General features: G+C 65.6%; 13 protein-coding genes. 6 read left to right on the top strand and 7 right to left on the bottom strand.

The window, feature by feature from the left end:
• Nucleotides 1–2,899: beta strand repeat-containing protein (locus AC628_RS05380; protein WP_143201447.1), on the bottom strand; the 2,899-nt coding region annotated here is incomplete at its 3' end.
• 801 nt (nt 2,900–3,700) lie between these two features.
• Between AC628_RS05380 and AC628_RS05375 the strand changes: the two genes are divergently transcribed.
• The 3 genes from AC628_RS05375 to AC628_RS05365 all read left to right on the top strand — a co-directional run bounded on the left by AC628_RS05375 (nt 3,701) and on the right by AC628_RS05365 (nt 9,580).
• Complete coding sequence (locus AC628_RS05375; RefSeq protein WP_074125697.1) at nt 3,701–4,957, top strand: efflux RND transporter periplasmic adaptor subunit; 1,257 nt, start codon at nt 3,701–3,703, stop codon at nt 4,955–4,957.
• A complete protein-coding gene (locus AC628_RS05370; protein ID WP_074125696.1) occupies nt 4,954–8,124 on the top strand; it encodes an efflux RND transporter permease subunit in 3,171 nt (1,056 codons plus the stop codon). The genes AC628_RS05375 and AC628_RS05370 overlap by 4 nt, the downstream gene beginning before the upstream one ends.
• 265 nt (nt 8,125–8,389) lie before the next feature.
• Complete coding sequence (locus tag AC628_RS05365; RefSeq protein ID WP_074125695.1) at nt 8,390–9,580, top strand: ABC transporter substrate-binding protein; 1,191 nt, start codon at nt 8,390–8,392, stop codon at nt 9,578–9,580.
• A gap of 207 nt (nt 9,581–9,787) precedes the next feature.
• On the opposite strand, the gene AC628_RS05360 is transcribed toward AC628_RS05365, so the two are convergent.
• The 5 genes from AC628_RS05360 to AC628_RS05340 form a co-directional block, all read right to left on the bottom strand.
• Entirely contained in the window at nt 9,788–10,177 is a 390-nt protein-coding gene (locus tag AC628_RS05360) for an MAPEG family protein (RefSeq protein ID WP_074125694.1), read from the bottom strand.
• A 107-nt stretch (nt 10,178–10,284) separates the two neighbouring features.
• Complete coding sequence (locus tag AC628_RS05355) at nt 10,285–11,370, bottom strand: lipocalin-like domain-containing protein (RefSeq protein ID WP_074125693.1); 1,086 nt, start codon at nt 11,368–11,370, stop codon at nt 10,285–10,287.
• On the bottom strand, nt 11,360–13,819 hold the full coding sequence (locus AC628_RS05350; RefSeq protein WP_074125692.1) for an ABC transporter permease: 2,460 nt from the start codon (nt 13,817–13,819) through the stop codon (nt 11,360–11,362). Before AC628_RS05350 ends, AC628_RS05355 begins: the two co-directional genes overlap by 11 nt.
• Nucleotides 13,816–14,469: an ABC transporter ATP-binding protein gene (locus AC628_RS05345; RefSeq protein ID WP_074125691.1), complete on the bottom strand. Its 654-nt coding sequence runs from the start codon at nt 14,467–14,469 to the stop codon at nt 13,816–13,818. Before AC628_RS05345 ends, AC628_RS05350 begins: the two co-directional genes overlap by 4 nt.
• A gap of 36 nt (nt 14,470–14,505) precedes the next feature.
• Entirely contained in the window at nt 14,506–15,267 is a 762-nt protein-coding gene (locus tag AC628_RS05340) for a class I SAM-dependent methyltransferase (protein WP_074125703.1), read from the bottom strand.
• A 239-nt stretch (nt 15,268–15,506) separates the two neighbouring features.
• On the opposite strand from AC628_RS05340, the gene AC628_RS05335 reads away from it, so the two are divergent.
• The 3 genes from AC628_RS05335 to AC628_RS05325 all read left to right on the top strand — a co-directional run bounded on the left by AC628_RS05335 (nt 15,507) and on the right by AC628_RS05325 (nt 18,460).
• Complete coding sequence (locus tag AC628_RS05335) at nt 15,507–16,817, top strand: MFS transporter (RefSeq protein ID WP_074125690.1); 1,311 nt, start codon at nt 15,507–15,509, stop codon at nt 16,815–16,817.
• Between the two features lie 297 nt (nt 16,818–17,114).
• Nucleotides 17,115–17,327: a hypothetical protein gene (locus AC628_RS05330; RefSeq protein ID WP_074125689.1), complete on the top strand. Its 213-nt coding sequence runs from the start codon at nt 17,115–17,117 to the stop codon at nt 17,325–17,327.
• A gap of 32 nt (nt 17,328–17,359) precedes the next feature.
• Complete coding sequence (locus tag AC628_RS05325; protein ID WP_074125688.1) at nt 17,360–18,460, top strand: tetratricopeptide repeat protein; 1,101 nt, start codon at nt 17,360–17,362, stop codon at nt 18,458–18,460.
• Nucleotides 18,461–18,666: 206 nt separating this feature from the next.
• Here AC628_RS05325 and AC628_RS05320 read toward each other — a convergent pair whose 3' ends face one another.
• Nucleotides 18,667–20,385 carry an N-acyl-D-amino-acid deacylase family protein gene (locus AC628_RS05320; protein ID WP_074125687.1) on the bottom strand — a complete coding sequence of 573 codons (1,719 nt, stop codon included), beginning with the start codon at nt 20,383–20,385 and terminating at the stop codon, nt 18,667–18,669.
• Nucleotides 20,386–20,486 lie beyond the last annotated feature (101 nt).

Below are 20,486 nucleotides of genomic sequence, written 5' to 3'. Positions count from 1 at the left end.
GTAGGCGTGGGTGGAACCGCTGGTCTCGTAATCGATAATCGATCTTGGTGGGGTCGGCGACGGTGATGACGCCCGTGGTCGCGTTGATGGTGAAGCCGCCGCCGGAGGTGTCGCCGGTCAGCGAATAGGTCACGGCCGGGCCGTTGACGTCGGTCGCCGACGCGGTGATGCCGACGGTCGAGCCGTTGGCCGCGCCTTCGGCGATCGAATTGGCGGCGACGTCGGCGTCGACCGGGGTCGACGGCGCGGCGTCGTCGACGGCGATCGTGAAAGTCTGCGCGCTCGCGAGCGTGCCGTCGCTGGCCTGCGCGGTCACCGTGTAGGAGTGGGTTGGGCCGCTGCTCTCGTAGTCGATCTTGGTGGGATCGGCGACGGTGATGACACCCGTTGCCGCGTTGATGGTGAAGCCGCCGCCCGAGGTGTCGCCGATCAGCGAATAGGTGACGGGCGGGCCGTTGACGTCGATCGACGATGCGGAGACGCCGACCGTGGTGCCCGCGGCCGAGCCTTCGGCGACGTGGTTGGCAGTGGCATCGCCGTCGACCGGGATCGACGGCGCAACGTCGGCGACGTCGATGGTAAAGGTCTGCGAACTCGTCAGCGTGCCGTCACTGGCCTGCGCGGTGATGGTGTAGCTGTGGGTCGCGCCGCTGGTCTCGTAGTCGATCTTGGTGGGATCGGCGACGGTGACGACGCCGGTCGTGGCATTGATGGTGAAGCCGCCGCCCGAGGTGTCGCCGACCAGCGAATAGGTCACCGCCGGGCCGTTGATATCGGTCGCGGACGCAGTGATGCCGACGGTGCTGCCGGCAGCGGCGCCTTCGACGACGTGGTTGGTGGTGACGTCGCTGTCGACCGGGGTCGACGGCGCGACGTCGGTGACGGCGATGGTGAAGGTCTGCGAGGTCGCGAGCGTACCGTCGCTGGCCTGCGCCGTCACCGTGTAGGAATGGCCGGCGCCGCTGGTCTCAAAATCGATCTTGGTCGGATCGGCGACGGTGATGACGCCGGTCGTGGCATTGATGGTGAAGCCGCCGCCGGAAGTGTCGCCGATCAGCGCATAGGTCACCGGCGGACCGTTGACGTCGGTCGAGGACGCGGTGACGCCGACCGTGGTGCCGGCGGCGGCGCCTTCGGCAACCGCGTTGACAGTGGCATCGGTATCGACCGGTGCCGACGGCGGCGCATCGGTGACCGCGATGGTGAAGGTCTGCGAGCTCGTCAGCGTGCCGTCGCTGGCCTGTGCGGTCACCGTGTAGGAATGGCCTGGGGCGCTGGCCTCAAAGTCGAGCTTGGTCGGATCGGCGACGGTGACGACGCCGGTGTTGGGATCGATCTTGAAGCCGCCGCCGGAGGTATCGCCGGTCAGCGAATAGGTCACGGCCGGACCGTTGACATCGGTCGACGACGCGGTGACGCCGACCGTGGTGCCGACAGCGGCACCCTCGACGACGGTGTTGGCAGCGGCGTTGCTGTCGACCGGGGTCGATGGCGCGACGTCGGTGACATTGATGGTGAAACTCTGCGTGCTGGTCAGCGTACCGTCGCTGGCTTGCGCGGTGATGGTGTAGGCGTGACCGGGCGCGGTTTCGAAATCGATCTTGGTGGGATCGGCGACGGTGACGACGCCGGTCGCGGCATCGATGGTGAAGCCGTGGGCGTCGCCGACCAGCGAATAGGTCACGGCGCCGCCGTTGATGTCAGTCGAATGCGCGGTGATGCCGGTCGCGGTGCCGACGGCCGCGCCTTCGGCGACCGAGTTGGCCGTGACGTCGGTGTCGGTCGGTGCCGACGGCGGCGCATCGGTGACGCCGATGGTGAAGGTCTGCGTCGACGAGGTCGCGCCGGCCGTCGCGTGCACGGTGATGGTATAGGCGTGGCCGGGCGCGCTCTCGTAGTCGAGCTTGGTCGGGTCGGCGACGGTGACGACACCGGTATTGGGATCGATCTTGAAGCCGCCGCCGGAGGTGTCGCCGGTCAGCGAGTAGGTGGTTGCCGGACCGTTCGGATCGACCGCGGAGGCGGTGATGCCGACCAGCGTGTTGGCGGCGGCGCCTTCGACGACGCTGTTGGCGGCGGAATTGATGTCGACCGGCGTCGAGACCGGGACATCGTTGACGTTGATCGTGAAGCTCTGCGAGCTGATGCCGCCATGGCCGTCGCTGGCCTGCACGGTGATGGTGTAGGCGTGACCCGGCGCGGTCTCGAAGTCGATCTTAGTGGGATCGGCGACGGTGACGACGCCGGTGTTGGGATCGATCTTGAAGCCGCCATTGGAGGAATCGGCCGTCAGCGAAAAGGTGACGCCGGGGCCGTTGACGTCGGCCGACGATGCGGTGATGCCGACCAGGGTATTGACGGCGGCGCCTTCGTTGACGGCATTGGCGGTGGCGTTGCTGTCGGTCGGTGTCGATGGCGGTGCGTTGCTGACCGCGATCACGAAGCTCTGCGAGGAGACGAAGACGCCGTCGGTGGCCTGCACATTGACGACATAGCTGCCGCCGGAGCTCTCGAAATCGACCTTGGTGGGATCGGCGACCGTTACCACGCCGGTGTTGGGGTCGACCTTGAAGCCGCCATGGGAAGAATCTGATGTCAGCGTATAGGTGACGGGAAGGCCGATCAGGCTGTCGCTATGCGCAGTGACGCCGACCGAGGTGTTGAGCGTTGCGCCTTCAACGACCGTGTTGGCGCCGGAATTTGTATCGGTCGGCGGTGCCAGGAAGCCCGAGACCGGCGGCCACGGCGTACCGGGAGGGCACCCGAGGTAGAGATATTGCAGACCATACGCATTTGCGAATGCCTGCGCGGCCGGATCCAGAACGATATTGCCGCTCGGATCGAGGTGAAGTTCGGGGCGGGTTAAACCACCGATTGTATAGGCAGGTATGGTCGTCATGAGCACTCCAGCGATCGGCGTGGAAGCCGATCAATAATTACAATTGTTGGGGACGATGACGTGTGAAGCCGTTCACACGTTGAAGTTGACCGCCCGCGACCGGGGTTGGCACCGAGTCGCCTGCAACATGGGAAAACCGCGATGTCCGCGGAGCCGTGACATCAGCAAGATCAAATGCGCTTGCCATTTTACGTAGTCGCCTTCACACACTCACGCCGCGACAAAACACAATGAATGTTCGAGAAATATGCGGCGGCCAAGAATATTCATGCTTTGGCAACCATGACCGTATTGGCGATATTTCCGAGTGTCAATGTGCGCACGGATGACAACCGCGCCGTTAACGATGATTTCTGCCGTGCAGCGGGAGGTAGAGTGCGGGAACCCGGACGGTCTTGCCGGCTGTGGAGCGGAGGTTTCCGCGCCGAAAGTCGAATCGGGAGCGGTGTGACTAATCTGTGAAGCGGATTCGCGTTGTGATTGATTCCGGACGATTCGTCTGTGACCTCGCGCCTCGGATAGGCCAGCGAATCTGCCCCTTTTCGTCGTCACGGTTTCGCGAGCGTGTCGTAAGGCTTTCAGACTTCGCAACTATTTGCTTGATCCGGCGGCCATCTTGAACAGACTGGGGTGCGGCTACATCTGTGACGTCCGCTGCCGCGGCATCGCGGTGGTCCATCAGCGTTGAATCACCGCAAATTCAATTGCGACTTTCGTAGCCCTGCTTTGGTCGGCGTGCTTCGTGGTCTTTTGGGGGAGAGTGAATTGAGTTCGATTGACAGAGCGGAGCATCCGGCTCCGGTGACCGGCGTCGGGCCTCATTCGCTTCGCCGCCATGCATCGCTCGGCCTTTGGCGCGGCCTCGCGCCGCTTGGCCTGCTGGCCGCGCTGACGCTCGGTGGCTGCGACAGCAAGAGCGCGCAATCGCAGGCCGCGCCGCCGGCGCCGCCCGTGACCGTCGCGCAGCCGGTCAAGCGCACCGTCACCGATTGGGACGAATTCACCGGCCGGTTCGAGGCGATCGAGGAGGTTCAGGTCCGCGCCCGCGTTGGCGGCTTCGTCAACAGTGTCGAGTTCAAGGATGGTGCGATCGTCCATGCCGGCGATCTGCTTTACATCATCGACCCGCGGCCGTTCGAGGCGGTGGTGCTGCAGGCCGAAGGCCAGCTCGCCGACGCGCGGGCCAAGGGCGAGCTTGCCAAGCGCGATCTCGAGCGCGGGCTGAACCTGGTGCAGACCAGCGCGGTCTCGGAGCAGGTCGTCGACCAGCGCCGCCAGGCCCTGCAGGCGGCGCGTGCTGCCGAAACGCAGGCCGAGGGTACGCTGAAGGCCGCGCAGCTCAACGTCGAATTCACCCATGTGCTGGCGCCGATCACCGGCCGCGTCAGCCGGCATCTGGTGACCCCGGGCAACCTGGTGCAGGGCAGCGAGGGCGGCGCGACGCTGCTGACCTCGATCGTGTCGCTCGACCCGATCTACATCTATTTCGACGTCGACGAGGCGACCTATCAGCGCAACAGCAAGCTGTGGTTCGAAGGCAGGCGGCCGAGCTCGCGCGACACCGCGAACCCGGTGCAGGTGTCGCTGACCGGCGAGACCAAGCCCTCGCATGAGGGCAAGATGGACTTCCTCGACAACCGCCTCGACGTCTCGACCGCAACGCTACGCAGCCGCGCGGTGATCCCGAACAAGGATCTTTCGATCCTGCCCGGCCAGTTCGGCCGCGTCCGCCTGATCGGCTCCGCGCCCTACGAGGCGCTGTTGATCCCGGACACCGCCATCGCCACCGACCAGTCGCGCAAGATCGTGTTCGTGGTCAAGGACGACAACACGGTGGAAGCGCGGACCGTCGAGCTCGGTCCGCTCGATGAGGGCCTGCGCGTGATCCGCGAGGGCCTCAAGCCGGAGGACCATGTGATCGTCGACGGGCTGCAACGCGCCCGCGTCGGCGCCAAGGTGACGCCGAAGATGGCGCAGGCGGCTCCGGCCGACACCAAGGCGCCGGCCGGCGACAAGCCCGCGGCAGGTGCCAAGCCCCCGGCAGGTGCGAAGCCATGAATCTCGGCAGGCTCTCCATCAACCAGCCCATCCTCGCGATGGTGCTGTCGATCGTGCTTCTGATTGTCGGCGCGATCGCTTATCCGACGCTGCCGGTCTCGGAATATCCGCAAGTGGTGCCGCCGACCGTCGTCGTCACCACGCAGTATCCGGGCGCGTCGGCGCAGACCGTGTCCGACACCGTCGCAGCTCCGATCGAGCAGGAGATCAATGGCGTCGAGGACATGCTGTATCTCTACAGCCAGGCGACCTCGAACGGCCAGCTCACCATCACCGCGACCTTCAAGCTCGGCACCGATCTCGACAAGGCCCAGGTATTGGTGCAGAACCGCGTCGCGATCGCACAGCCGCGGCTGCCCGAAGAGGTGCAGCGCAACGGTGTGACCACCCGCAAGAACTCGCCCGACATCCTGATGGTCGTGTTCATGCTGTCGCCCGACGACAGTTTCGATCAGCTCTACATCTCCAACTACGCGCTGCTGCAGGTCCGCGACCAGTTGCTGCGGCTCGACGGCGTCGGCGACATCCAGATCTTCGGCGCGCGCGACTATTCGATGCGGCTGTGGCTCGACCCCGACAGGATCGCCAATCTCGGCCTGACGTCCGCCGAAGTGCTGGCGGCGATCCGCTCGCAAAACCTGCAGATCGCGGGCGGCCAGATCGCCGAGCCGCCGATCGCCGACCGGGCTTTCCAGCCGAACCTCGTCTTCACCGGCCGCCTCAAGGACATCAGGCAGTTCGAGGACATCGTGGTGAAGGGCGGATCCGACGGCCGCACTGTGCGCCTGCGCGACGTCGCCCGCGTCGAGCTCGGTGCGCTGTCCTACACCACCAACAGCTTCCTGCTGCGCAAATCCGCCGTCGGCATGCTGGTGACGCAACGGCCCGGATCGAATGCGCTGGCGACTGCCAAGAACATCTCCGACACGATGGTGCGGCTCAAGGCGAGTTTCCCGAAGGGGCTCGACTACAACATCGGTTACAACCCGACCGAATTCATCGCCCAATCGGTCCACGAGCTGGTCAAGACGATCTACGAAGCGATGGCGCTCGTCGTCATCGTGGTGCTGGTGTTCCTGCAGGGGTGGCGGCCGGCGATCATCCCGATTATCGCCATTCCAGTGTCGCTGGTCGGCACCTTCGCGGTGATGGCCGCACTCGGCTTCTCGATCAACAATCTGACGCTGTTCGGCTTGGTTCTCGCAGTCGGAATTGTGGTCGACGACGCCATCGTGGTGGTCGAGAATGTCGAGCGGCATCTCGAGCACGGCATGAGCCGGCGCGAGGCCGCGCTCAAGACCATGGAGGAGGTCGGCGGCGCGCTGGTCTCGATCGCGCTGGTGCTGTGCGCGGTGTTCGTGCCGACCGCGTTCCTCGGCGGCATCTCCGGGCAGTTCTTCCAGCAATTCGCCGTGACGATTGCGGTCGCGACCGCGATCTCCTGCTTCTGCTCGCTGACGCTGTCACCGGCGCTGGCCTCGCAGATCCTGGTGCCGCACGAGGAGAAGCGGCCGCCGGCGCGCTGGAACATCATCGCCCGCGGCTGGGACAGTTTCACCGCGCTGTTCAACCGCGTGTTCGACCGGCTGGCCCACGGCTATGCGGCCGTGGCCGACTTCGTGATCCGGCATACGGTGGTGATGCTCGCGATCTATCTCGTGCTGATCGGCAGCGCCGGCTGGCTGCTTGCGACCACTTCGCAGGGCTTCATCCCGGCGCAGGATCGCGGCTACGTCATCATCTCGGCGCAGCTGCCGGGCGCCGCGTCGCTGGCGCGGACCACGGCTGTGGTGCGCGAGATCGAGCGGATCGCGCTGGACACGCCGGGCATCGTCCGCGTCGCGGCCTTCGCCGGCTTCTCCGGTGCGACGCGCACGCAGCAAGGTAACGCCGCGGCGCTGTTCCCGGTGTTCGACGAGCCGGAGGCGCGCCTGAAGAAGGGGCTGACGGCAACTGCGATCACGGCCGAGTTGCGTAAGCGTTTGTCGGTGATCCAGGGCGCCTTCATCATCGTGATTCCGCCGCCAGCCGTGCCCGGCATCGGCACCGGTGGCGGCTTCACCATCCGCGTCCAGGATCGGCAGGGACGTGGGCCAGAGCTGCTGGCGTCCGCGACCGATGAACTGGTTGCGGCCGCGCGCAAATCGCCGTCGCTCACCTCGGTGTTCTCGCCGTTCACGGCGAACACACCGCAGCTGTTCGTCGACATCGATCGGGTCAAGGCGCAGAAGCTCGGCGTGCCGATCGCCAGCATCAACGACACCATCCAGACCTATTTCGGCTCGACCTACGTCAACGACTTCAACCTGTTCGGACGCACCTATCACGTCACCGCGCAGGCCGATCTGCCGTTCCGGAAGGAAAGCACCGATCTCGCAAGGCTGCGCACGCGCAATGCGGCGGGCGATATGGTGATGCTGGGCAGCGTGGTCGATTTCCGCGACGTCTCGGGGCCGGATCGCGTCGCGCGCTACAATCTCTATTCGGCATCGGAGCTGCAGGGCGAGCCGTCGCCCGGTACGAGCTCGGGAACCGCGCTCAACACCATCAAGAAGCTCGCCGAAGAAACCTTGCCCAGCGGCTTCTCGTTCGAATGGACCGACCTGTCCTACCAGCAAGTCAATGGCGCCAGTGCGGGCCTCTACGTGTTCCCGATCTGCGTGCTGTTCGTCTACCTGGTGCTGGCCGCGCAATATGGCAGCTGGACACTGCCGTTCGCGGTGATCCTGATCGTGCCGATGTGCCTGTTCGCCGCCACGATCGGCGTGCGCCTGATGGGCCAGGACGTCAACATCCTGACCCAGATCGGCTTCGTGGTGCTGGTCGGCCTCGCCGCCAAGAACGCGATCCTGATCGTCGAGTTCGCGCGCGACATCGAGCTCGAGGGCAGGCCGCGGCTGGAGGCGGTGATCGAGGCCTGCCGGCTCCGCCTGCGGCCGATCCTGATGACGTCGTTCGCCTTCATCCTCGGCGTGCTGCCGCTGGTGCTGTCGACCGGCTCGGGCTCGGAAATGCGTCAGGCGGTCGGTGTTGCCGTGTTCTTCGGCATGCTCGGCGTCACCCTGTTCGGCCTCGTCTTCACCCCGATCTTCTACATGGTGGTGCGCAACCTCGCGGAAGGAAAGAATGAGGGCAAGCCGAAGGAGCCGGCGGCTGTGGCGGGGTAGTGCGCGATCCCGCATTCCGCAGCAGCAAGTACTTCCCCGTCATCCTGAGGAGCCTGCGGAGCAGGCGTTCTCGAAGGATGCACGGCCACCAGCCGAGACGCGCGTTCCGCGCTCCTCAGGGTGACGGGGAAACTGCGAGCGCGCGTCGACGTCGGCCCATACTTTTGGCTGATCGGAACGAGGTGGAAATCGATGGGCAGCAGCTAGGTTATAAAATAATGTCGCGCGGATTTTTCCTGATAGAAACTGCTGGGAGAGCATAACAATGAAATCGGGATTTTTGGCTGCGGTCGCGGCGTGCAGCCTGATGCTGGCGGCGCCGGCGATGGCGCAGGGCGTCAAGATCGGCATCCTGAACGACCAGTCCGGCGTCTACGCCGATTACGGCGGAAAGTATTCGCTCGAAGCGGCGCGCATGGCGGTCGAGGATTTCGGCGGCGAGGTGCTCGGCCAGAAGATCGAGATCGTGACCGCCGACCATCAGAACAAGCCGGATCTTGCGACCGCGATCGCGCGGCGCTGGTACGAGGTCGAGAACGTCGACATGATCACCGAGCTCACCACCTCATCGGTCGCGCTCGCGGTGCAGGAGCTGTCGAAGGAAAAGAAGAAGATCGACATCGTGGTCGGCGCGGCGACCTCGCGCATCTCGGGCGACGCCTGTACGCCGTACAGCTTCCATTGGGCCTATGACACCCGCGCGCTCGCGGTTGGGACCGGCGGCGCGCTGACGGAAGCGGGCGGCAACACCTGGTTCTTCCTGACCGCCGACTACGCCTTCGGCTACGCGCTGGAAAAGGACACCAGCGACATCGTCGCGTCGAAGGGCGGCAAGGTGGTCGGCTCGGTCCGCGTGCCGCTCAACTCGTCGGACTTCTCGTCCTTCCTGCTGCAGGCGCAGAGCTCGAAGGCGAAGATCATCGGGCTCGCCAATGCCGGCCTCGACACCACCAACTCGATCAAGCAGGCGGCCGAGTTCGGTATCGTGCGCGGCGGCCAGAAGCTTGCCGGCCTGCTGATGACGCTGTCGGAGGTGCACGGTCTCGGGCTCGAGGCGGCGCAGGGCCTCGTGCTCACCGAGGGCTTCTACTGGGATCACGACGATGCCTCGCGCGCCTTCTCCGAGCGCTTCTTCAAGCGCACCAGCCGGATGCCGAGCATGATCCATGCCGGCACCTATTCGGCGACGCTGAGCTACCTCAAGGCGGTCAAGGCCGCCGGCACCAAGGACAGCGATGCGGTCGCCGCCAAGCTGAAGGAGCTCCCGGTCGATGACGCCTTCGCCAAGGGCAAGGTGCTCGCGAACGGCCGCATGGTGCACGATCTCTATTTGTTCGAGGTCAAGAAGCCTTCGGAATCGAAGAAGCCCTGGGACTATTACAAGCAGATCGCCGTGGTGCCCGGCGACAAGGCATTCTTCACCGCCAAGGAAAGCGGCTGCCCGCTGACCAAGTGACCCGGAGCTGACGTATCACGCAGCTCGTGGAACAACACAGGTGTCGTCCCTGCCTTGTGCGCAATTGCGCACTGGTGCAGGGACCCATAACCACCGCACTCGGTTGTTGCGAAAGGCCGGAGCCCCAGCCATCGCAAAACTTGGCCCTGTGGTTATGGTCCTGGCTTTCGCCAGGACGACGGCGGTGGTTGTGGCGCGATCGCGCCTTCAATGCGCCAGCCGCCACACCGCGCCGCCGATCGCGCCGACCCAGAGGACGATCGAGGCTACCGCCTGGATGGCGAAGCCGGGGCTGCGTTTCGCTACCGCCTCGCGATAGCCGATGAAGTAGACGATGCGGCCGATCACCCAGATCGCGCCGATCGCCGCCGCCGCGGCATCGCCGACATAGATCGCGAACAGCCAGAGCGACGGCAGGAAGATCGGCATCCATTCCAGCGTGTTCATCTGGATGCGGAAGATCCGCTCGAAATCCGGATTGCCTGAAATCGCCGGCAGCTTGACGCCATAGGCGACGCGGGCGCGCGCGACCTGCGTCGAGGTGAAGAAGTAGAACGCAACGGCAAGGCAGGTGACGATGGCCGTGTAGTGGTACATGGCAGGCGTGTCCTCTTGTTCTGCTGGCCCCCGATGTCATGACGCGGCGGCGCCGCGCGGTGTGACAGGCAGGGCTATTTTGGCGGCGCCGATCTTCCGTCGACGTCCTAGTATCCCGTCATCTCAAGATAGCCGATTCCGGCGTGGCTGCCCGTGAATCGGATCGGGCCTTCCCAATAGGGGAAACTGGTTCCCATCCAGGCCTTCGGATTGAGCGGCGCGGTCTCGATCGCCAGGCCGCGCGCAGGCAGCGCGACGCGCCACGAGGTCGGCAGCTTGCGGCCGTCGATGTCGGTGATCGCCGTCGGCGTGATGCTGTTGCCGCTGGCGGCGATCTCGGCCGAGCGGCCATCCGGCGTGATCCAGTTGCCGAACAGGTTTTCGCGGCCATCCTTCTGGCGCAGCCGGTACAGCATCAGCTTCTCGTCGCCGGGCAGGTGCAGCGAGAACCAGTCCCAGCCGGTCTGATCCGCCGCCAAGGGCTGGCTGCTCCATTCGCGATCCATCCAGGCGACGCCGGTGACGTCGACCGGCCTGTCGTCGATGACGACGCGGCCGGACGCCTTGTAGAACGGCTGGCTGTAGTAATAGGAGGCCTGTCCGCGATCCGACTTGCGGCTGTAGCCATGGTCGCCCTGCAGCACCAGCGCGCGATCGGCGTCGAGCCGGAGCGCAGTCGAGAAGTCGGCGGCCGAGGCCTTCAACTCGAGCGGCGCGACGCGTTGCGCATCGAAGTCGTTCAGTCCCTGCATCTCCCAGGCGTCGATCCAGGCCCGGAACGGCGTGGCCTCGACACCGGCCTGCCCGACGCCGCCGCGCGCAAACGTCTCGCTGAAGCGATGCGTGGTCGCGCTGGTGACGGCGGTGTGGCCCATCCACACCTGCTGATTGGCCCAGCCTTCGCTGGGCCCGCCCGGCTTCATGGCCTGGCGGAACAGCGTCCATTGCGCGCCATAGGCCGCGCCGCCGGCATCCGACAAATTCGCGGTGACGTACCACCATTCGATCCGGAACTCCGGATGTGGGCCGTGATCGATCGGGAAGACGAACGGCTTGCCCGGCGTGACGGCGGCAAAGCCTTCGGCATTCTCGCCGAGCCCGGCAAAGCCCTGCGCGAACGTCTTGCCACCCAGCGCGAGCGCCAATGTGCCACCGGCAAAGGCGCGCCGCGTGATGGTGCCGCTAGCGCTCATTGACGAAGGTCCGGATCAGGGTGGCCGGCTGCATGCGGGCCAGTCTAGCAACCGGCAGCGCCGCGGCACAGAGCGCTGCGGCCATCGCCACCGCGAGCAGCTCGATCAATTGCAGCGGGAAGACGTGGAACGGCAGCCGCCAGCCGAACGCCTTGACATTGACGATCGCAAGCAGGCACCACGCCACCAGCAGGCCGAGCGGCAGCGCGAACAGCGCCGTGATCAGCGCCACCGCCATGGTCTTCAAGAGTTCGAGCGCCGCGAGCCGCCGCCGCGTCAGGCCGATCGCCCATAGCGGCGCCAGTTGCGGCAGCCGCGAATTGGCCAGCGTCAGCAGGCTGGTCAACAGCGCGATGCCGGCGACGCCGAGCGTGAAGGCGTTGAGCGCCGCGGTCACCGAGAAGGTGCGGTTGAACACGCGCTTCGATTCCCGCTTCATCGTCGCCTGGTCGGCGACGTTGCGGTCGTCGAGGCCGAACGTCGCTTGCAACGCCGCGATCAGCGGTGCGATCTTGTCCGGCGCGACGCGGAGCCCGATCCGGGTCAGCGGCGTCTGCGGGAAGTGGCGTGTCAGCGCGGCGAAGTTGACCGCGATCTGGCCCTTGGGGTTGCCGTAGTCGGCATAGATGCCGACGATCTCGAGCGGCCAGTTGCCGCCCGGCGCGGGCACCTCGATGTGATCGCCGATCGCAAGCTTCACCCGCCGCGACAGCTGCTCGCTGATCAGGCACGCGTCGCCCGGCCGCAGCCTGACCCAGGCATTCGCCGTGCTTTCCAGCAACGGCCAGTTGTCGCGATAGGTGGCGTGGTCGGGCAGGCCGAGCACCTCGATCGGCGCGCCGCCGAGCTGGGTGTCGGCGCGGCCGCCGGGCAGGATCGCCTCAACCTCCGGCCGGTCGCGCAGCCAGGCCTTGATCTGCTTGGCCTGCTGATCGCTGGCGGCGCTGACATAGACGTCGGCGGCGAGGCGGCCGTCGAGCCAGACCAGGAAGGTGCGGCTGAAGCTCTCCACCATGGTGCCGACGCCGACATTGACCGCGAGCGCGAGCAGCAGCGCCATCAGCGCCAGCGACAGGCCGGACAATTGCTGGCGGCTGTCGGCCCAGAACCAGATGCCGACCGGTGCTCGCGCGCTGCGCTGGCCGAACGCGAGCGCGATCTGCAGCACCATCGGCAGGATCAATGCCGCGCCGAGCATCAATGCGGCCAGCACGGCAAAGCCCGCGATCAGGGAATCGCCGAACTGGATGAGCACTGCTGCGACCGCGAACACCGCGAGCGCGGCCGCACTCTGGAAGATCAGCCAGCGCCGCTGCGCCTGCTGCCAGGCCTGCGGCTGCGCCGTTGCCAGCACCGGCATCCGGATCGCCTTGGCAAGGCTGGCGGCCGCGGCGGCCAGCGCGCCGAGAATGCTGATGGCGATGCCGGCAAACCACCAGACGGGCTTCAGTGAAAGCTGTCCGGGAATCTGCGCGCCATAGAGCCCGCGCAGCGACGCCGCGACATCGGGCAGCAAGGCTGCCGCGATGAAGTAACCGCAGACCAGGCCGATCAGGCCGGCGACCAGCGCCAGCGACACCAGCTCGACGACAAGCACCGTGTTGAGCATCCGCGCCGAGACGCCGCAGGCGCGCAGCGTCCGCAGCATCGGCAGCCGCTGCTCGAAGGCGAGGCCGATCGCGGAGTTGACGATGAACAGGCCGACGAAGAACGACAGCAGGCCGAACGCGGTGAGGTTGAGATGGAAACTGTCGGTGAGGCGTTCGAGATCGCTCTCCGCGCTCGGCTCGACCAGACGCAGCTTGTCACCCGCCACGCTTTCGAGCGTGGCATGCGGCGCCTTAGATTTTCCGACCAAGAGGCGCGACACCTGGCCGGGCATTTTCAAAATGTCCTGCGCGATGCCGATATCGACCACCAGCGCGCCGGGCGCGAGCTCCGCCTGCACGCGCAGCGGCGGCAGGCTCGTGCCGTTGGCTTGCGGTCGGTCGCCTTCCTTGAGGCCGAGATCGCGCAGCGTCTCGCCCGCCACCAGCATTTCGCCGGGCGGCGTGACGAAAGCTTGCAGGCTGCCGCGCCCGACCGCCGGCGCATTGCCGACCTCGGAGGGCAGCGTCACCGGCTCGACGCCGAGCAGGCGGAAGCTGCGGCCGTCGATCTGGACGCGGCCCTCCAGCATCGGCGACACCGGCCAGCCGGCGCGGCGCAGATCGACGAACAGCTGTTGCGGAAAGGTGGCGCTGTCTTTGCTCACCAGCATGGCGGTGCGTGAGCCGCCGAAGGTCGCGGCGGCGCGGTCATAGGCGATGCGGGCCTGCTGGTTCAGCGCCTGCACGCCGCTCCACAGCGCGGTCGCCGAGATCAGCCCGATCAGCAGCGTCGCGAGCTGCATCGGATGCCGCCGCCAGTGGCTGAGCAGCACGGCGAGGATCCACAGTGGGCGCCTCACGCAATGACTCCAGCATGCAGGTTGACCTGGCGGTCGAGCGTCGCAGCGAGCCGCGCGCTGTGGGTGACCATCAGGAAGCCGCAGCCGGTGCGAACAACCAGATCGCGCGCGAGATGCAGCACCTCGTCGGCGGTGTCCTCGTCGAGATTGCCGGTCGGCTCGTCGGCGAGCAGCAACAGCGGCTTCGGCGCCAGCGCGCGGCCGATCGCGACGCGCTGCTGCTGGCCGCCGGACAACTGCTCGGGATAGCGCCTGAGCAGGTTTTTCAAGCCGAGACGCTCGACCAGTTCGTCATGCCAGGCGGCATCGTGGCGGCCGGCGATGCGCGACTGGAAGACGAGATTGTCCGCGACGGACAGACTCGGGATCAAATTGAACTGCTGGAAGACGAGGCCGAGCCGGTCGCGGCGCAATTCGGCGCGGCCCGCGTCGTTGAGCCCGGAGACGTTGATATCGGCGAGGGCGATCTCGCCGCCGTCGGCGGCATCCAACCCTGCGATCAGATGCAGCAGCGTGCTCTTGCCGCTGCCGGATTCGCCCGTCAGCGCGACGCTCTCGCCGGTTGCAACGGCAAGATCGACGCCGCGCAGCACCGCGACGTCTTCCCCGGCAGAGCGGTAACTCTTGGTCAGGCCGGTGACGCGAAGCACCGCGGCGGTCTGGTCAGGTGCAGCGATGGCGGTGCCTCATTGCGGCTTCTGGTATTTCAGGACGAACTCGTCGATCGGCACCGGGGCCTTGAAGACGGGAATGTCCTTCGGGTCCTCCGCATGATGCAGGAAATCGCCCTCGGCCACCAGCTTGAAGCCGGCCGCCTCGATCTCCTGCTTCAAGGTGCTCTCCTCGATCCGGTGCAGTGTCTTGGCAACATTGGTGCCGTCGCCCGGCTTGGCCGAGTGGTCCGCGATGACGAGGAAGCCGCCCGGCTTCAGTGCGGCGAACATCTTCTTGTTCATCGCGGCGCGATCGACCGGCAGATAGCTGATGTCGTGATAGAAAAAGAAGAAGGTGATCATGTCGAGGTCCTTGACCTCGGGCGGGATCGGGTCGTCATAGTCGCGCACCACGTGGATCACGTTCTTCATCGCGGGCGACTTCGCGCGGGTGTCGAACTTGTCCTTGACGAAGCGCTCGAGCACGGTCGCCGAATCCTGCGCGTAGACCTTGCCCGAGGGGGCGACGGTGCGCGCCAAGAGTTCGGTGCTGTAGCCGGCACTCGCTGCCATGTCGAGGATGGTCATGCCGGGCTTGACGCCGGCAAAGGCGAGCATCTTGGCCGGCTGGCGGCGCTGATCGACCTGGCGATCCGCATCGCTGCGATCGGGTGCGGCGACGATCGCGGCGTAGTCGGGACTGGTGGCATCTTCGGCGCGGACAGCGGGCATGGCGAGCAGCGTGGCGGACACCAATGCCATACAGCCGGCCGCGCGTAGGATCGATCTGTTCATGAAATAACCCATGCGTTCGATAACCTTGGCTTTTCGTTGGCCCGAACATAGCAGGGGAGACATGACAGTTCACCGCTTCAACGGCGGCGACGACGCGATCGTGATCGGCCGCCAGAGGCGCTCTTGGTTGTCGGGCCCCGAGGAAATGCGGTGTTGCGTTGCGCGGCGAGGCGTGGCTAGCATCGCCAATTGGGGCCGATTTTACGAAGCCAAAAAAACGAAACGACGGGGAGCCAGACATGACGACGCAACCGACGCCCAAGGGGATGTCGACGCCCAAGGGCGCCTGGACCATCACCTTCCTCCTTTTCCTGTTCATGGTGGTGAACTTTGCGGACAAGATCGTGGTCGGGCTGGCCGGCGTGCCGATCAGGAAGGAGATGGGCCTCACCCCGGAGCAGTTCGGCGATCTTGGCTCGGCCTTCTTCTATCTGTTCTCGATCTCGGCGATCGTGGTCGGGTTCATCGTCAACCGCGTTGATACGCGTTGGGTGCTGCTGGTCCTGGCGGTGATCTGGTCGCTGGCGCAATTTCCGATGATCGGCACCGTCAGCCTCACGACGCTCACGATCTGCCGCATCATCCTCGGCGCCGGCGAGGGGCCGGCCTTCTCGGTCGCCGCGCACGCGATCTACAAGTGGTTTCCGGACGAGAAGCGCACGCTACCGACCGCGGTCCTGTCGCAGGGCTCGGCCTTCGGCGTGATCCTTGCGGTGCCCGCGCTGAACTGGATCATCGTCAATCACAGCTGGCATCATGCCTTTGGCGCGCTCGGCATCGTCGGCCTGCTCTGGACCGTCGCCTGGTTCGCGCTCGGCAAGGAAGGGCCACTTGTGTCGACGACCGCTGTCGTCGCCGACGAGCCGCGGATTCCCTACTGGAAGCTGCTGACGTCGCGCACCTTCATCGGCTGTGTGATTGCGACCTTCGGCGCCTATTGGGCGCTGTCGCTCGGTCTCACCTGGTTCACCTCATTCATCATCGAGGGGCTCGGCTTCTCGCAGCAGCAGGCCGGCTTCGTCTCGATCCTGCCCTGGATCTTCGGCGCGACGATCGTGATCCTGACCGGCTGGATCTCGCAGTTGATGCTGGCGCGCGGTTTCACCACCCGCGGCGCGCGCGGCGTGCTCGGCTCGGTGCCGCTGATCATCGGGGGCGCCATTCTCGCGACGTTGCCCTACGCGCCGCCGGGCGGGCTGATGATCGCGTTGCTGGTGATCGGCTCCGGCCTGTGCGGCTCGATCTATGTGGTGTGCCCGCCGATGCTCGGCGAGTTCACGCCGGTGTCGCAGCGCGGCGCGATCATCGCGATCTACGGCGCGCTGTACACGATCTCGGGTATCCTGGCGCCGACGGTGATGGGCAGTGTGATCCAGCACGCGGCCACGCCGATGGCGGGCTACATGTCCGGCTTCACCATCAACGCCGCGATCATGGCGGGATCCGGCCTGCTCGGGCTGTTGCTGCTGTGGCCGAACACCGAGCGCGCGCGGCTGACGGGGGAAACGCAGCCGGCGGACACGATCAGGGGCGCAGTGTCGTCGACGTAAGGCGGTTCGGAGCGCTCAGCTCTATCTTGGCAGCTTGCTCGGCTTTGCCTTTCCCCTTGTGGGAGAGGCCGGATGTCGCGCGTCAACGGGACATCCGGGTAAGGGGTCGTCTCCAAGGGTTCGCGTCTGTCGAGAGACCGCGCCCCTCAACCCGAATAGCGACCTCCAGATCGATGACGCCGCGTTGACTCTCGCAACGTAAGGCTGCAAGATTTGCCGATATTCTACCTGTAAAATTGCACAAGATGTTCGCAGTTCAGGATCGGGCGATAATCAATTTGCGACGGAGGTCCGTGGATGAAGCCTGATTGGTTTACAATTTTGGTCTCATGGACCCCGTTTATTCTCGTTGTGGTGTTTTTCGCGGGGTATCTGCTGTATCTCCGCGGCGGCGCAAGGCGCGGGCGGTTGCTGATTGAGATTTCCGAGCAACAGGTCGCCGAAATGCGGCGCACGAACGTCGTCTTGGAGAGGGTCGCGGAGGCGTTGGAAAAGCGGTCGCCGGGTTAGCTCGAACAGTGGTGGATCGCGGGAGGAAGGGTATGCGCTCGGGGATTTCCGCGCATGTCTGGACGGTTGCTCTGGTATTCGCAGCAGTTGCCGCTGTCAGCCAGCCGGCCGCAGCCGATGATCGACAGGAGTGTTTGAAGACCTCGAGAGAAACCGCTGCTGCGGCCATCGCCCCCTGCACACGCGCGATCGAAAGCGGCGAGTATGAGGGCCGGGACCTATCCGACCTGTATCATCACCGTGGCTACACTTGGTCATGGACAAGCGCCGCTGATCGCGTCGACCGCGCCTTCGAGGATTACACCGAGGCGATCCGGGTGGACCCGAAGGCCGTTAGCTCACTGCTCAACCGGGCGAATATCTACAATGAACGACACGACTACGACAGCGCGATAGTGGACGCCAACCAGGCGTTCGAAAGCGGTCTGTCGGACCATGGAAAGGCGGTCGGATACCAGGCGCGCGGCAACGCCTACCAAGCCAAGGGTGACTACGACCATGCCATCGCGGACTTTAGCGAGAGTATTCGGCTCGATGCGAACAACAAGGTTACACTCGTCAACCGAGGAAACGCGTACCTGGCCAAAGGCGATCCCGATCGCGCCATTGCCGATTACGATCAGGTGATCGCGCTTAATCCGAAATCTGCTATCGCCTACTACAACCGCGCCCTCGCGTACAGGGACAAGGGGGACGTCGATCGCGTCATCGGCGACTGTAGTCAGGCGATCGCGCTCTTTCCGAGATATAGGGACGCCTACCTCAACCGCGGGTACGCCTACCAGATCAAGAAGGACTTTGACCGCGCGATCGCAGACTACAGTCAGACAATCGCGCTCGATCCGCAAGATAGGGACCCCTATGGCCGTCGCGCCGTTGCGTACCTATCCAAGGGTGACCTCGGCCGCTCGATCGCCGACTATAGTCAGGTGCTCCCATGGACCCTTATGCTTACTATTTTTATGATGTGTGTGGTGGTCGGGGTCTGGCCTAATCTCCGAAGGAGCGCGTCCGCGCGGGGGCGGCCCGGGGCGGCGGTCGAAATTGGCGAACAGGAACTCGTTGAAATGCGGCGGAGGAACGCCGCATTGGAGAGGATCGCGGCGGCACTCGCGAAACATTCGCCGGCCTGATCATTCCGACCGCCGAGATCAACGGGAAGCCGGCCCGGTCGATCCGTTGCCGGCTCGCGCTGCTAAGCAGCCACTTGCCAACGGCATCGCCGACGTTCCAGTCCGGCTCGCACGCCCATCCACCGGATGCTCACCGCGACATTGGCCTCGTAAACCATCAATCCGTTGGGGACCGATGAGCGAGCGAGCTATCGGGCGTGGTGGCTCTACTGCAATCCCCGAGCGCCGCGCACCAGCCGGCCCGGCCGTGCGCCGGTGGCCTTGCCGTCGCGCTGGGTGACGATGCCCGAGACGATGGTGGCGTCGTAGCCGTCGACCTGCTGCAAGAGGCGGCGGCCGCCGACCGGCAGGTCGTAATGCACCTTCGGCGGATGCAGATGCAGCCGGTCGTAGTCGATCACATTGACGTCGGCCTTGAAGCCCGGTGCGATCACGCCGCGATCGGTCAGTCCAACCGACAGCGCGGTCTTGCGCGACTGCGCCGCGATCACGAACGGGATCGACAGCTTCTCGCCGCGGCTGCGGTCGCGCGTCCAGTGCGTCAGGAGATAGGTCGGGAAGCTGGCGTCGCAGATGATGCCGCAATGCGCGCCGCCGTCGGACAGGCCCGGCACGGCACTGGGCTCGCGCAGCATCTCGTGCACGGCGTCGAGATTGCCGTCGGCATAATTCAGGAACGGCACATAGAGCATGCCGCGGCCCTCGTCGGTCAGCATCGCGTCATAGGCGAGCTCTTCCGGCTGCCGGCCCTGGCGGCGCGCCTGCGGGCCGAGCGCATTCTCCGGCGGTTGCTCATAGTCCGGCGGATTACCGAGCAGATACATTTTGTCGTAGTTCGGCCGGAAGAACAGCGGATCGTCGGTCGCCGTCGCGCTCTCGCTCAGGATCGCGGCGCGCACCTCGGGCCGGCGCAGATGCGCGAGCCGCTCGGCCAGCGGCAACTTGGCGATCTCACGATAGCTCGGATGGGTCTGGAACGGGTTGCGCGACAATTCGAGCCCGAGCAGCAGCCCGACCGGCCGCGCCGCGATCTGGGTCGTGATCGACAGGCCGCGGGCGGCGGCCTCATTGATGGTGTCCATGGTCTGCCGCCAGCGCCGCGGCGCCTTGTCGGCCTGGGCGACCGAGAACGAGATCGGGCACTTGGTGTTCTCGGCGACCCGCAGCATCATCGGCAGGTCTTCGTGCACGGTGCTCTGGTCGAGCACGAATTGCAGCACGCTGCGGCCGACGCCGTGCATCGCGCCGGCGATTGCGGTCAGTTCATCCTCGCCCGCTTTCAGCGTCGGCGTGTAGTCGCCGGTCGAGGTGCGGTGGTTGAGCGTGCGCGAGGTCGAGAATCCCAGCGCGCCCGCTCGCACCGCATCACCCGCGAGCGCCGCCATCTGTTTGTTGTCTTCCGGTGTTGCGGGATCGCGGCGCGCGCCGCGCTCGCCCATCACATAGACGCGCAGCGCCGCGTGCGGCAGTTGCGCGCCGATATCCATGTCGAAGCTGCGCTTCGACAGCCACTCCATGTAGTCGGGGAAGCTCTCCCACGCCCAGGGAATGCCGGCGGAGAGCACCGGCTCCGGAATGTCCTCGACGCCCTCCATCAGCTGGATCAGCCTGTTGTGGTCGCTCGGCCGGCATGGCGCGAAGCTGACGCCGCAATTGCCCATGATCGCGGTGGTGACGCCGTTCTGCGACGACGGCGTGATGTCCTGGCTCCAGGTCACCTGACCGTCGTAATGGGTGTGGACGTCGACGAAGCCAGGCGCGACGAGCTTGCCGCGCGCGTCGATCTCTTCCTTGCCCTTGGCGGAGACCTTGCCGACTTCGGTGATCTTGCCGCCGCTGATAGCGACATCGGCTTCATAGAGATCGCCGCCCTTGCCATCGGCGATGGTGCCGCCGCGGATCACGAGGTCTGGGGTCGAGGTCATGGCATTTCATCCCGAGGCTGTTCTTGGTTATGCGGCATCATGGGTGAGCCCTTGATGCTGTCAACCATCGCCGATGAAGCTCTGGGATGCGCTGGCAGTTC

The sequence above is a fragment of the Bradyrhizobium sp. NAS96.2 genome (assembly GCF_001908235.1).
GTDB lineage: Bacteria > Pseudomonadota > Alphaproteobacteria > Rhizobiales > Xanthobacteraceae > Bradyrhizobium.
This window is presented reverse-complemented; position numbering and strand designations above follow the sequence as displayed.

Bases quoted from the DNA above. Each gene is read 5' to 3' on its own strand.
- AC628_RS05370 (WP_074125696.1), top strand. From the start codon at position 4,954: ATGAATCTCGGCAGGCTCTCCATCAACCAGCCCATCCTCGCGATGGTG.
- AC628_RS05330 (WP_074125689.1), top strand. From the start codon at position 17,115: ATGAAGCCTGATTGGTTTACAATTTTGGTCTCATGGACCCCGTTTATT.
- AC628_RS05320 (WP_074125687.1), bottom strand. From the start codon at position 20,385: ATGACCTCGACCCCAGACCTCGTGATCCGCGGCGGCACCATCGCCGAT.
- AC628_RS05360 (WP_074125694.1), bottom strand. From the start codon at position 10,177: ATGTACCACTACACGGCCATCGTCACCTGCCTTGCCGTTGCGTTCTAC.
- AC628_RS05365 (WP_074125695.1), top strand. From the start codon at position 8,390: ATGAAATCGGGATTTTTGGCTGCGGTCGCGGCGTGCAGCCTGATGCTG.
- AC628_RS05335 (WP_074125690.1), top strand. From the start codon at position 15,507: ATGACGACGCAACCGACGCCCAAGGGGATGTCGACGCCCAAGGGCGCC.
- AC628_RS05325 (WP_074125688.1), top strand. From the start codon at position 17,360: ATGCGCTCGGGGATTTCCGCGCATGTCTGGACGGTTGCTCTGGTATTC.
- AC628_RS05340 (WP_074125703.1), bottom strand. From the start codon at position 15,267: ATGAACAGATCGATCCTACGCGCGGCCGGCTGTATGGCATTGGTGTCC.
- AC628_RS05355 (WP_074125693.1), bottom strand. From the start codon at position 11,370: ATGAGCGCTAGCGGCACCATCACGCGGCGCGCCTTTGCCGGTGGCACA.